General features: G+C 74.9%; 12 protein-coding genes. 3 read left to right on the plus strand and 9 right to left on the minus strand.

Annotated features, from left to right (window positions below; genetic code table 11):
* Window positions 1-35 precede the first annotated feature (35 nt).
* The 5 genes from B056_RS0111175 to B056_RS0111195 form a co-directional block, all read right to left on the minus strand.
* Entirely contained in the window at window positions 36-1,394 is a 1,359-nt protein-coding gene (locus tag B056_RS0111175) for a class II 3-deoxy-7-phosphoheptulonate synthase (protein WP_018501945.1), read from the minus strand.
* Window positions 1,395-1,475: 81 nt separating this feature from the next.
* Window positions 1,476-2,501 (minus strand): 6-phosphofructokinase, encoded by a 1,026-nt coding sequence (locus tag B056_RS0111180; RefSeq protein ID WP_018501946.1) that lies wholly within the window; start codon window positions 2,499-2,501, stop codon window positions 1,476-1,478.
* 125 nt (window positions 2,502-2,626) lie between these two features.
* Entirely contained in the window at window positions 2,627-3,163 is a 537-nt protein-coding gene (locus tag B056_RS0111185) for a polyadenylate-specific 3'-exoribonuclease AS (protein ID WP_018501947.1), read from the minus strand.
* Window positions 3,164-3,273: 110 nt separating this feature from the next.
* The gene (locus B056_RS0111190) at window positions 3,274-4,656 is read right to left on the minus strand and encodes a hypothetical protein (RefSeq protein ID WP_018501948.1); all 1,383 of its coding nucleotides are present in this window, start codon (window positions 4,654-4,656) and stop codon (window positions 3,274-3,276) included.
* Window positions 4,657-4,763: 107 nt separating this feature from the next.
* Window positions 4,764-5,669 (minus strand): lysophospholipid acyltransferase family protein, encoded by a 906-nt coding sequence (locus B056_RS0111195; RefSeq protein WP_018501949.1) that lies wholly within the window; start codon window positions 5,667-5,669, stop codon window positions 4,764-4,766.
* A gap of 682 nt (window positions 5,670-6,351) precedes the next feature.
* On the opposite strand from B056_RS0111195, the gene B056_RS0111200 reads away from it, so the two are divergent.
* The 3 genes from B056_RS0111200 to B056_RS0111210 all read left to right on the plus strand — a co-directional run bounded on the left by B056_RS0111200 (window position 6,352) and on the right by B056_RS0111210 (window position 9,640).
* The gene (locus tag B056_RS0111200) at window positions 6,352-7,170 is read left to right on the plus strand and encodes an alpha/beta hydrolase (RefSeq protein WP_018501950.1); all 819 of its coding nucleotides are present in this window, start codon (window positions 6,352-6,354) and stop codon (window positions 7,168-7,170) included.
* Window positions 7,163-8,281, plus strand: coding sequence for a hypothetical protein (locus B056_RS39400; protein WP_051105595.1), 1,119 nt, complete (start codon window positions 7,163-7,165; stop codon window positions 8,279-8,281). Before B056_RS0111200 ends, B056_RS39400 begins: the two co-directional genes overlap by 8 nt.
* 123 nt (window positions 8,282-8,404) lie before the next feature.
* Complete coding sequence (locus B056_RS0111210; protein WP_018501951.1) at window positions 8,405-9,640, plus strand: ornithine cyclodeaminase family domain; 1,236 nt, start codon at window positions 8,405-8,407, stop codon at window positions 9,638-9,640.
* Between the two features lie 50 nt (window positions 9,641-9,690).
* Here the strand turns inward: B056_RS0111210 and B056_RS0111215 are convergent, their stop codons facing one another.
* Genes B056_RS0111215 through B056_RS0111230 form a run of 4 tightly spaced genes read right to left on the minus strand, consistent with a single transcriptional unit; the run spans window position 9,691 to window position 13,060 of the window.
* A complete protein-coding gene (locus B056_RS0111215) occupies window positions 9,691-10,662 on the minus strand; it encodes an ROK family glucokinase (protein WP_018501952.1) in 972 nt (323 codons plus the stop codon).
* A 7-nt stretch (window positions 10,663-10,669) separates the two neighbouring features.
* Window positions 10,670-11,395, minus strand: coding sequence for a hypothetical protein (locus B056_RS0111220; protein ID WP_154676977.1), 726 nt, complete (start codon window positions 11,393-11,395; stop codon window positions 10,670-10,672).
* A complete protein-coding gene (locus B056_RS0111225; protein ID WP_026239567.1) occupies window positions 11,392-12,606 on the minus strand; it encodes an ArsA family ATPase in 1,215 nt (404 codons plus the stop codon). Before B056_RS0111225 ends, B056_RS0111220 begins: the two co-directional genes overlap by 4 nt.
* 7 nt (window positions 12,607-12,613) lie before the next feature.
* Window positions 12,614-13,060, minus strand: a complete 447-nt coding sequence (locus B056_RS0111230; protein WP_026239568.1) for an SRPBCC family protein — start codon at window positions 13,058-13,060, stop codon at window positions 12,614-12,616.
* Window positions 13,061-13,140: the final 80 nt, after the last annotated feature.

Raw genomic sequence — 13,140 nt, forward strand, 5'->3', positions numbered from 1 at the left:
GCCCCGGGCCGTGCCGGGGGCGGGCGGGAGGCGGGTCAGCGGTTGTGGGTGTCGCGCTCCGCGCGGGCCTGCTGCAGCGACTCGGCCACCAGGAACGCCAGCTCCAGCGCCTGGCCGGTGTTCAGCCGCGGGTCGCAGGCCGTCTCGTAGCGGCCCCCGAGGTCGGCCTCGCCGATCATCTCCGCGCCGCCCAGGCACTCGGTGACGTTCTCGCCGGTCAGCTCGATGTGCAGGCCACCGGGGTGCGTCCCGAGCCCCTTGTGCACCTCGAAGAAGCCGAAGACCTCGTCGAGGACGTCGTCGAAGTGCCGGGTCTTCACGCCGCCGACGTCGCGGGTGTTGCCGTGCATCGGGTCGCACGACCACACCACCGGATGCCCGGCGGAGTTCACCTTGTCGATGATCGGCGGAAGCGCGTCGCGGACCCGCTTGGCACCCATCCGCGCGATCAGCGTCAGCCGGCCGGGGATGTGGTCGGGGTTGAGCCGCTCGGTGAGCTCCAGGACCTCGTCCGGCGTCGCCTTCGGGCCGATCTTGCAGCCGATCGGGTTGCCGACCCGGGAGAGGAAGTCGACGTGGGCGCCGTCGAGGTCACGGGTACGCTCGCCGATCCAGATCATGTGCGCCGACAGGTCGTAGACCTCGCCGGTCGCCTCCTCCGTCCGGGTGAGCGCCCGCTCGTACTCCATCAGCAGGCCCTCGTGGCTGGTGAACATCTCGACACCGGTCAGCGCGGCCGTCCGGTCGAGATCGATGCCGCAGGCGGCCATGAACGCCAGGGCGCGCTCGATGTCGACCGCCATCAGCTCGTAACGGCGGCCGGCGGCCGAGTCGCGCACGAACGCCTTGTTCCACTCGTGGACCTTGGACAAATCGGCGAAGCCGCCGGTCGCGAACGCCCGCACCAGGTTCAGCGAGACGGCGCTCTGGTGGTAGGCGTCGACCATCCGCCGCGGGTTCGGGCGGCGGGCCGCCGCGGTCGGCGCGATGTCGTTCACCGCGTCGCCCCGGTAGGAGGGCAGGCCGGTCGAGGACTCGATGTCGGCTGAGCGCGGCTTGGCGTACTGGCCGGCGATGCGGGCCACCTTGACCACCGGTGTGCTGGCGCCGTAGGTCAGGGCGACCGCCATCTGCAGCAGGGTCTTGACCTTGTCGCGGATCTTGTCCGCGGTGTTGGACGCGAAGGTCTCCGCGCAGTCGCCGCCCTGGAGCAGAAACGCCTCGCCGCGGGCCACCATCGCGAGACGGTCGGTCAGCGAGCGCACCTCCGGCGCGGTCACCAGCGGCGGCAGGGCCGAGAGCTCGGCGAACGCTGCCGCCAGCTCCTCCTGGTCGGGCCAGGAGGGCTGCTGCCTGGCTGGGAGGCTCCGCCAGATGTCCAGGTCGTTGCTCACGAGTCACCAGGGTACGGGTACGGCGCCGACATCTCCCGCGGTTCGGGCTCAGCGCCGCGCCCGCCGGTCACTCCCGTGACCTCACCCGAAGAAGACCTCCGCCTCGCCGTACAGGTGCTCGGGGACGGTCTTGAGCTCACCGGTCGCCTCGCGCAGCGGCACCCGGTCGATCCGGGTGCCGTGCAGGGCGACCATCGTCCCGAAGTCGCCCTCGTGCACGGCGTCGACGGCGTGCAGTCCGAACCGGGTGGCCAGCCAGCGGTCGAAGGCGGTCGGTGTCCCGCCGCGCTGGACGTGCCCGAGCACCGTCGCCCGGGTCTCCCGGCCGGTCCGGCCGCGGATCTCGGTCTCGAGCAGACCGGAGATGCCCTGCAGGCGCACGTGGCCGAAGGCGTCCAGCTCGCCCTCCCGGGCCATGGCGGTGCCGGCGATCGGCCGGGCACCCTCGGCCACCACGATGATCGGCGCGTAGCGGGTGGCGAAGCGCTGCTCGACGAAGGCGCAGACCTTGTCGATGTCGAAGGGCCGCTCGGGGATGAGGATGACGTTCGCGCCGGCGGCCATCCCGCTGTGCAGGGCGATCCACCCGGCGTGGCGGCCCATGACCTCGACGACGAGGACGCGGTGATGGCTCTCCGCCGTCGTGTGCAGGCGGTCGATGGCCTCCATCGCGATGTTCACCGCGGTGTCGAAGCCGAACGTGTAGTCGGTGGCGGAGAGGTCGTTGTCGATCGTCTTCGGGACCCCGACGACCGGGATTCCCTCCGCGTGCAGGCGCGCGGCGGCGCCGAGGGTGTCCTCGCCGCCGACGGCGACGATGGCGTCCACGCCGGTGCGGTCAAGGGTCTCCCGGATCCGGGACGGGCCGTCCGCCGCGGCGAACGGGTTCGTCCGGCTGGAGCCGAGGATCGTCCCGCCGCGGGGCAGGATGCCGCGCACGGCCGTCACGTCCAACGGGACGGTGTCGTTCTCCAGCGGTCCCCGCCAGCCGTCCCGGAAGCCGACGAAGCTGTGGCCGTACACGCCGACGCCCTTGCGGACGACGGCACGGATCACCGCGTTCAGACCAGGACAGTCGCCACCGCCGGTCAGTACACCGATCTTCACGCCCCAGGGCCTCTCTGTTCGAGTCGCCCCCGATCTGCGGCACGTCGCCGGCGGCAGCCTAGCTCCCCGCGGGCCCCGAAAGACCCCACACCACAAACACGGCGCGGCAAACCGAACCCTCTCCGTCAGTCGGCGGCGGGCCCAGGGGACTTCGGGGCGAGGCCGGCGCGCAGTGGCGCGAGGATGGCCCAGCGGGCCAGGTTGTGCCGCGCGTCGGCCAGTGCGTCGTGCGCGTCGGGCGGCGGCGGGGGCAGCCCGGGGCTGCCGACGTCCTCCCAGAGCTGGCGCAGGTCGCGGGTGAACCGCGGCAGCCGACGCGGCAGCGCGGGCATCTTCCCGAAGAGCTGGCAGAGCACGACGTGGTCGTAGGCGGCGTACCAGGCCCACAGCTCCGGCGAGCCGTCCGCGGTCAGGAAGCGCGCGACCTCGTCGCGGATCCGTTCCCGCGACATCCAGGCCGGGCTGGCCGGCGAGGGCAGCCGGTCCAGGACGTTGCGGCGCACCCAGGGGACGGCGTGCGCGGGGTCGAACTCCGTCGAGACTGCGTAGAGCTCCCGCGTCCCGTCCTCGCTGACGATCCCGATGCTGACCAGGTCGAGCCAGTGATGGCCGCCGTCGTCGCGCTCGATGAACTCGGTGTCGTAGAAGAAACGGCCGCCCACGCCTCCAGTGTGCTCCGCCCGCCCGACCCGCCGGAGACCGCCCGTCCCCAGCCCGGAACTGCGCCGGTCAGGCGCTGGTCAGGCGCCGGTCAGCGGCCGGGCGGCCACGGTCAGCGGCGGCGCAGCCGGACGAACACAGGGCCGAGCGCGGCGGCCGCGGCGGCGGCGCCCAGCAGCGGCAGGACCAGCAGGAGCAGGACGGGGTCGTCGTCGGCACCGTCGGCCCCGTCGGAGTCGTCGGCCGCGGAGGTCGCCGCGGGTGTCCCGGCGGCTCCGGCGGCTCCGGTACCCGCACCCGCGGCGGACCCCGCGGCGGCGGCGCAGTTCACCGCGCCGGCGCGGGTGGGCGCGGCCGGCGCCGGACCGCCCGCGGCCGGCACCACCTCCACGCTGACCCGGGTCGCGCCCGTGACCGCGACCACGCACAGCACCCCGGCTCCGGGCGCGGAGGTGACCTGGCCGCCGGTGACCCGCGCCTGGTAACCCGACGGATAGGCCCACGCAGGCAGGACGACCGCCGTCGGCGTGCCCGGAGGGAACGTCCCGCCGCCGGCCCGGGACGGCCGGAAGGTGAGCCGGAAGACTCCCGCGCCGTCGCGCCTGGCCGACTCCGGCACGCCCGCCACGGCGGCCGGGTAGGGCCGTACGATCTCCGCCGGCGGCGCGGCGGGGGCCCGCACCTCGCCCGGCCCGATGCCGGTCGCGGTGGGCTCGGCGGCCGGGCCGTCGAAGAACCAGCCCAGTCCGAACGTGTCCCCGGCGTCGGCCAACGCGGCGGCCCGGCGCGCGGAGCCGTCCACCCAGCCGGTGACGTACCCGGCTCCCTCGGTGGCCGCGACCCGCGCCGCCGGGTCGAACGGCGCCGGCTGCTCGACCCAGAGCGTGTGGTTCGCGTCGGCGGCCCGCACGGCGCCGGCGAGCTCCGTCGCGTCGGCGCCGGCCGGTACCTCGTAGCCGATCAGCCCGGTCACCCCGCCGAACCGGCCGGCCAGGCGGGTCAGGCCGGACGTCAGGTCGGCGCCCGAGGGGGTGTAGCCGGCGGCGCCCGGGACGATCCGCAGCACCACGGCGAACCCGCGGCCGGTCAGCTCCCGGACGACTGCGCCCGCCTGGTCGAGACCGCCCAGTTCCTGGTCGCCCGGTGGCGGGGCCTCGCCCGACGGCGGGAACAGCCCACCGCGGGTCATCGGGATCTCCAGCCGCAGGCCGGTGAAACCGAACTCGAGCCACTGCGCGATCTCGCCGGCGCTGGGAACCCGCCCGGCCGGGACGGTGACTCCGCGCGGCAGGACGACCCGTCCGTCACTGTCAGTGAGATTGGTGCCGGTGCGCGTCACGGTGCCCGGCGGCACCCGGGGGCCGCCGACGGTCGACGCGGCTGGCGCGGTCGTGGTGGCTGGGGTGGCTGGGGTGGTCGTGGCGGCGGCCCGGCCGGACAGACCGATGCCGATGTAGGACGGGAGAGGCGCGGCGACGAGGGCGGCCGCGAGCACCGCCGTCGCCCACCTGGGCGGGCGGCCGCCCCGACGGCCGTCTGCGTCTCGCGAACCACCAGCAAAGCCGCGCACCGTGCAATCTTGCCGTGCGGGTGTGGAACCGCTCAGACCGCCCTGCGGACCGGCGGCTCACCGGTGGGCGGTACGGCGTCGGAGGAGGACTCCCCCGCGCGCCGGTCCTGCAGCGGACGCGGGCCGGTATCGGAACCCGAGGTGGCCTCAGCGCGCGGGCCGGTCTCGGGGCGCGGGTCCGCCCGCGGGTCCGTCTCGGCGCGGGTGGCGACCTCGGCACGCGGGTCGGCCGGCGTCTCGGCGGCGGCCTGGGTCTCGCGGGCCGCCGCCAGGTCCTCCTTGCGCCGCTGCGCGTACATGTCGACGTACTCCTGGCCGGACAGCGACATCAGCTCGTACATGATCTCGTCGGTCATCGAGCGCAGCACGAAACGGTCGTCGGCCATCCCGGCGTACCGGCTGAAGTCGAGCGGACGGCCGATCCGGATGCCCACCCGGCGGATCCGCGGGACGAGCCGGCCCAGCGGCTGGACCTCGAACGTGCCGATCATCGCGACCGGGATCACCGGCACCCCGGCCTCCAGCGCCATCCGGGCGACACCGATCTTGCCGCGGTAGAGCCGGCCGTCCGGCGAACGGGTCCCCTCCGGATAGATGCCGAGCAGGTCGCCGTTGCCGAGCACGCGCACACCGGTGCGCAGCGCGCCCTCGCTCGCCTTCCCGCCGCTGCGGTCGATCGGGACCTGGCCCACACCGGAGAAGAACTTCCGCTTGCTCCAGCCCTTCAGCCCGACACCGGTGAAGTAGTCACTCTTCGCGAGGAAGGTGATCCGCCGCGGCACGACCAGCGGCAGGAAGAAGGAGTCGAGGAAGCTGAGGTGGTTGCTCGCCAGGATCGCCGGCCCACGCGTGGGCACATGGTCGAGACCCTCGACCCACGGACGCCAGAACACCCGCAGGATCGGCGTCAGGATGGCCTTGACGACCCAGTACAACACGCAAGCTCCCCGCTTCGTCGCACCGCCGCCCACTGACGGCATTCCCGGACGTCCGCGCCCGAACCCACCCGGCGACCGGGCGCGGGCCCGACACGGTGGGTCAGGGCGAGCGCCACGACCCCGGGACGGGGATCGGACCTGAACGGGTTGCCCGGGGTGACCATATGGACCCCTCACGACGTCGTCCACCCACGCGGCACCGACATCGGTGTGTCATTGTCCGGCGCGGGCCCGGCGAGCCGGGAGCGGGCCCGCCGCGTGTCCCACCGACAGCGCCGAGACGTCACGGCGACGTCACGGCGACGGGACGGTGGCGGAGTGGTGACGGCGAGGCGACGGCGTGCCGACATCCTGCCGGTCGGTGCCGCTGGAACGCGCCGGGCCCGCGGAGCGCACCGGAGGGAACACACTCCGGCGACGACCGGTTCGTCCGGGATGATGGAAAGGCACACGGCCATGGCCAGTCGGCCCGGGGCGTGCGAGCATGCGAGGGTCGGCGTCGTTTCCCAGCGCGGCGACGGGCGGCGCAGGTCGGCGACACAGCCCGGGCGACACAGGCCGGCAGTACAGGTCGGCGACACAGGCCGGCATGGAGCACGGCGCACGCACGGTCACCGAGGCGCCCACGTCATGAACCGCGGCGGGCGCGCGCGGGCGCTCGACGCGGAGGGAGCGGATCACCATGGCGGGAGTCCAGGGGCCGGCGATCCTGCCCGGCGCCGAGCCCTTCGATCTCGACGGCGGGAGTGCCGACGGCGTCGGCGTCCTGCTCGTCCACGGCTTCACCGGCTCGCCGCAGAGCATGCGGCTGTGGGGGGACCACCTCGCCGCGGCCGGCCTGCGGGTGAGCTGCCCACGACTGCCCGGGCACGGCACCCGGTGGCAGGACATGGCCGGCACGACCTGGCAGGACTGGTACGGCGCCGCCGACGCGGCCTTCGGCCGGCTGAGCGCCTCCTGCGACCGGGTCTTCGTCATGGGCCTGTCGATGGGCGGGACGCTCACGCTGCGCCTCGCCGAGGAGCACGGTGCCAAGGTGGCGGGGGCGGTCACCGTCAACGCCAGTCTCGGCACGGACCGGCGAACGGCCGCGCTGGCGCCGCTGCTGTGGCGGATCCTGCCGACGGTTCCCGGGGTCGCGAACGACATCCGTGATCCCGCCGCGACGGAGGTCGGCTACTCGCGCGTACCGACCAGGGCGTTCGCCTCGCTGCGGGAACTGTGGGCGGTGACCCTGGCGGACCTCGGCCGGGTGATGTGCCCGGTGCTGGCCTACCGCAGCGTGACCGACCATGTGGTCGAGCCGACGTCCGGACGCCTGCTGCTGGCGGGCCTCACGGCCGCGCCCGTCGAGGAACGGCTGCTGCACTACAGCTACCACGTGGCCACCCTCGACCACGACAAGGAAACGATCTTCAAGGGGAGCATCGACTTCGTCGCCGCGGGGGCGGGGCCGGCCGGCTCCGGTCAGCCCGAGCCGGGGCCGGGTCGTCATGCCTGAGAACCCGGCGGGTTTCGGGCAGCCGGACGCGGATCCCGACGAGATCCCCACCGAACCGACGTCACCTCCCGCCGCGGGCGCCGCGGGCGAGCCCGGGCAGGCCGGTGGTTCGGGCGCCGTGGGAGCGTCGGCATCGGGCCGTCCGGCGGAGCCGTCGAAGGCGGAGCCACCCCGGGCGGAGGCGCCGAGCGCGGAGGCGGGCGCCGCCGGCCCGGGTGAGGCGCGGGAGGACCGCACGGAGCCGGACACCGGCCCGCCGCGGACGGCGGGTTCCACCGATACCGCCGGTGCCCCGGGGCGGGCGGGGGCGGGCCAGCGCTCTCCCGGTGAGCGCCGCTCACCGGCCGCCGACGAGGCGGCCTTCCTTGAGCTGATCGCCCGGTTCGACCAGGAGCCACCGACCGGCGAGCGGCTGTGGCCGGCCGCCGAGGACGTCGACGAGCCCCGTCGGCCGTCCGTCATCATCGTCAGGCCGGCGGGCCGCCAGCCCGACGGCATGCCGCCGGACGGGCGCCACCTCGCCGACCCGGACGCCGAGCGCACCGACCCGCCGACGCCGCCCGGCACCGGCGCGGCCGACGCCGCCCCGGCGGACCTCGACGGGACAGGCCCGGACCGCGCCGGCAGCGACCCGGCCGACACCGACCGCACCGGTGCCGGCGCCGGGGACGCCGGTACGGACCACCGGCGGAGCACCGACCGGGACGAGGCCGCGGCGGCCGACGAAGCGGACCGCGCGCGACACGGCCGCGGCCGGGACAGCCGCTCCCGGCTCGACGGCATCGCGGGGCTCGACGCCGCCGTGCGGGCCGCGTTCGGCACCGCGGGCCGCGACACCCCCGACTATCCGGGCGCGGACGACGACCACTACGTGCCGCCGCCACCGCCGCCGGTCCCGAAGCTGCGGCCGGTCACCCGCTGGGCGCTGGGGTCCATCGCGCTCGGCGTCGCCATCCTGGTGGTCCCGACCCTGATCGGGCTCAACCAGTCACGTTCTCAGGACGTCGCGGGCGTCCTGCTCATTCTCGGAGGCGTCGGGACGCTCGTGGCCCGCATGGGCGACCGGCCGCCGACGGACTTCGACGGACCGGACGACGGCGCGGTCGTCTGATCGCGCCGACGGACCGGACGCGCCCCAGGCGCGTCCGGTCCGTCGGCGTTGCTCCAACCAGCCCGACCTGCCGGCGCGGCGTCGGGTACGGCGACCGACAGATGACGGCGGAAGGACGGCGGCGTGCGTTTCCACGAGCAGGTCGAGGTGCACGGGCACCTGATGGACACCGGTGTGCTGGCGCGGGTGCTGGACGACGTCGTGGCCTACGGCGGCGACTACCGGGTCGACAAGATCGACCTGGGCCGGACCCACGACGACGAGTCGCACGCCGTGATCACGGTCGGGGCGGAGTCGGCGTCCACGCTGGCCCGGATCCTGATGCGGGTCCAGGTGCACGGGGTGAACAAGCTGGTTCCCGGCGAGGCGCGGCTGTGCGTGGCCGACGCGGACGGCGTGTTCCCGGAGGACTTCTACTCGACGACGAACCTGGAGACCGTCGTGCACCTCGACGGGCAGTGGGTGCCCGTCGAGCACCCGGAGATGGACTGCGGGCTCGTCGTCTCCGGCGGCCGGGTGCGCACCGTCCCGGTGGCCGACGTCCGCGCCGGCGACGCCATCGTCTGCGGCATCGACGGGGTCAAGGTCGTCCTGCCCGTCTCGGACCACTCGACCCGGCTGCACGGCGAGTTCGCGTCGATGTCGACGTTCAGCTCCACCGCGGCCCAGCCGCAGGCCGTGCTGGTCAAGGCGATCGCCCGCCAGATCCGCGAGGTCAAGGCCGAGGGTTACCAGGTGCTGTGGGTGGCCGGGCGGGCGGTGGTCAGCACCGGTGCCTCCCGCGCGCTGACCGCCCTGGTCGAGGCCGGCTACGTCGACGTGCTGTTCGGCGGGAACGCCCTGGCCACCCTCGACCTGGAGCGGGCCCTGTTCGGCAGCACCCTGGGCCTGGGCTCCCCGCACAGCCGGCGGGTGCAGCGCGGCAACGAGCAGCACATCCGCACCGTCAACACGATCCGCCGGGCCGGGTCGATCCGGGCCGCGGTCGAGTCCGGCCTGGTCACCAAGGGCGTCATGCACGCGATGGTGAAGGCCGGCAAGTCGTTCGTCCTCGTCGGCTCGGTGCGCGACGACGGCCCGCTGCCCGACGTGTACACCGACGTCGTCGCCGGGCAGCGCGCGATGCGGGCCGCGCTGCGCGGCGTCGGCTTCACCGTGATGGTCGCGACCACCCTGCACTCGGTCGCCACCGGCAACATCCTGCCGGCATCGGTCCCGGTGGCCTGCGTCGACACGAGCCCGTCGATCGTCTCCGGCCTCACCGACCTCACCTCGGCCCAGGCCCTCGGGGTGGTCGCCGACGCCGGCCTCTTCCTCGAACAGCTGGCGACCGAGCTCGTCCCCGACTACCGGACCTGATCCGCCCCGATCCGCGCGGGAGCGCCCCGGGCGGCAGCCCGGTCGGTCGGCTACCGGCGGGCGAGGTCGGCGGCGCCGACGATGCCGGCGGAGGAGCCGAGGGTGGCCACCACCACGTCGGCCTCCGGCCGGTGCCCGCGGCCCGACAGCCCGGCCCGGTACTGGGCGCGGGCCGGCCCGACCAGCAGCTCCCCCGCGTCCGAGACGCCGCCGCCGATGACGAAGCGGCCCGGGTCGAGGATCGCCGTCAGGCTCGCCAAGCCCTGGCCGAGCCAGTGGCCGATCTCCTCGAAGCACTTCACCGCGGCCGGGTCGCCGTCCTGGGCGGCGGCGGTGACGTCCGGGCCGCTCAGCTCCTCCACGGTGCGCCCGTCCAGCATCTGGCGGGCCGCCTCCGGGGACGCGGTAGCCATCTCCTGGGCCACCCGGACGAGGGCCCGTCCGCTGGCGTACTGCTCCCAGCAGCCGCGGTTGCCGCAGCCGCACAGGTGGCCGCCGGGGACCAGCTGCATGTGGCCCATCTCGGCGCCGATGCCGAACGCCCCGCGGTGCAGCCGGCCGTCCAGCACGATGCCGCCGCCGATACCGGTGCCGACGGTGACGCAGACGAGGTCGGTCTGGCCGCGCCCGGCGCCGAAGCGGTACTCGGCCCAGGCCATCGCGTTGGCGTCGTTCTCGACGACCACGGGCAGCCCGACCCGTTGCGCGACGTCCTCGCGCAACGGCTCGTCGCGCCAGGCGAGGTTCGGGGCGAACAGCACGGTGGAGCGGTCGCGGTCGATCCAGCCCGCGGCACCGATGCCGACGGCGCGGACGTCGTACTCCTGGCGAAGCCCGGCGACGAGCTCGGCGATGGCGTCCGCGACTTCGGCCGGGGCATGGCTCGGGGTGGGTCGTCGGGCGGAGGCCAGCATCCTGCCCTGGGCGTCGACGACACCGGCGGCGACTTTCGTCCCGCCGACGTCGACTCCGATCGCCAGGTCGCCGTCCCCCTCGGGGGCGGTCGCTGACCCGGTGGTCACTGTGCGCTCACCTCACATCGATCTTCTGGACGCGGGGTCGGTTCGACCCCGCGGACGGTGTGCCGCCGGCTCCCGTCTCGCGGTGCCGGCCTGGTGCCGGAAACTCGTGTGCCGGGAAGCCGTGTGCCGGAAAGCCCGGCACCGGGAACGGCTCGTGGCCGGTGCCGCCACCCTGCCCCCTCTCGGCCGGACGAATCCGATCCTCGGTGGGCCTTTCGCCACCTTCCCGGCCGGTCGACTCGGGTCGCGGGCCAGCCGGGTCGGCCCGGTCGGTCTGGCCGGCCCGATCGGGCCGGCCGGTCGGGTCGCCCGCGGCCTGATCGTGGTGGCCGCCGGCGCCCCGGACGGCCCAGGCGGTGCGCACCGCCGCGCCCAGTGAGACGGCCGCGTCGATCAGATGGCCCGCGACCTCTGCGTGCTCCTCCCGGACGCTGGCGAGGACCCGGCAGACCGGGCAGGCGCAGCACGGCCAGGAGTCGTCCCGGCCGCCGTGCGCGTCCGGTCCCTCCGGACCGGGGGCCGTGGCGCCGGAGGCCGTGGCGCCGGAGGCTGAGCCGGCGGGCGCCGCCACGTTGGGCTGCCCGTCGGCGGTGTCGAAACGACCGTCCGCGGTGTCCGGGCCGCCGTTGGCCGCCGCCCAGTCCCGGACGGCCGCGGCCAGCAGCGCCGCCTCCTGGGCGAGCGAGCCGACGACCTCCCGGGGCGCCCCGTGGGTCCCGTCCGGCGGGCTCACGCGCGCACCCACTGGGCCGGGTCCGGGACGAACGACACGACGAGCCGCTCGTCGGCCAGCCGGGCACCTGACACGTCACATCTGCGCAGCGCGGCGGGCAGCGGGACGAGCCGCCGGTGCGCGCCGACGCTGACGACGAGGTCGTCACCGACCCGGGTGAGGTCGACCTCCGACCGGTCCACGAAGGGCAGGCCGAACGACATGGCGTAGCCGCCCTCGGTGCGTTCGACCCGTGGGGCCGCCCCCTCCCCGGACCGGTGGGCGCTGAGCACCGCGGCCGGGTCGAGGTCGCCGTAGGCCGCGGCGCCGAACGCGGCGAGCTCCTCCAGCCCGAGCGGCTCGCCGGCCCGGTACGCGGCGGTGAGCACGGGCAGCGGCGCGACGAACTCGCCGATCTCGATCAGCTGCTGACGGTGCGCCGCCGCCCAGCCGGCCCGCCAGGCGTCGCCGCCGGCCGAGGCGATCACCCGGTTCGCGACGACCGCGTCCACGCCGATGCCGTGCAGCGCCAGGGCGCTCAGGGTCCGCCGGGCCTGGGCGAGCGCGGCCGTCTCGGGGGTGAGCACCAGGCGCACGCTGGTCACGACGGGATCCGCGAGCAGGGCGCGCATGTCCCGCGCCAGGCGTGCCAGCCACGACACCGCCTCGTAGGCGGGCCCGGCGATCGCGGCCACCCGACCCGTGAGCCGGCCCGGCAGCGCCAACGACGGGCGCATCCAGCGGGCGAGCGCGCCGTCCGGGGCACCGAGCCGGCGACAGCCCCACGCGAGCGTCTCCGGGCTGGCCAGCAGCCGCAGCGCGGCGCTGGCCGGACCGGCGTCGACGACCACGACGTCGTAGCGGTCCGACTCGAGCCGGTCGCGCAGCTCCAGCAGGGTGAGCGCCTCCAGGGCGCCGGGCAGGCCGGCGAGCTCCTCGACCTCCAGGAGGTCGACACCGGCGGCGGGGGCCGCGGCCGAGATCAGCGCGCGCACCTGCGGCCAGCGTTCGGCGAACGCGTGGCGCAGGTCCAGCTGGAGGCCCGACAGCCCGGACTCGAGCTCGACCTCACCCGGGCCGAGCGGATGGTCGAGGATGCCGGCCAGGCCCGCCGCCGGGTCGGTGCAGACCACGAGCGTCCGGTGGCCGCGCTGGGCCGCGAGGGTCGCCGTCGCCGCCGCCACGGTGGTGGTCCCACCACCACCCTTGCCCGTCAGGAGCACACATCGCACCGGATGGTCAGCTCTCGGTGAGCTTCTCGACGTGCTTCCTGAGGTCCTTGAGCGCCGCGTCGACGATGCCGCCCTGCACCTTCCGGCGAAGCAGGCCGGGAATCTTGATCTTGAGTTCGACGGTGAGGTCGTAGGTCACCTCGGTACGGCCGTCACCGAGATCACGCAGCGTGTAGGAACCGTCCTGGGTGGACATCGCCTCACCGGAGACAAGGCTCCAGCTGACGTGCTCGTCGCCCTTCCAGGTGTACTCGTTGACGAACTCGTCCTTCACCACGACGGCATTGATCCGGAACCGTGCCTGCCGCGGGCGGCCGTCCGGCCCGACCTCGAGGATCTCGGCCTGCTCGATCTGACCGACCCAGGTCGGGTAGGCGGCGATGTCGGCGATGGCCCCCATGATGACGGCCGGCCGGGCCTCGATGACGATCGACGACTGCGCGTGGTCCGCCATAGCCGCCAGCACCTCCACATCTCATTGCCCCGGCGGGGCCTGGTCGGACCCGCCGGCCCCGTCCGGGCCGGGCCGCCGGC

The sequence above is a fragment of the Parafrankia discariae genome (assembly GCF_000373365.1).
Classification (GTDB): Bacteria; Actinomycetota; Actinomycetes; order Frankiales; family Frankiaceae; genus Parafrankia; species Parafrankia discariae.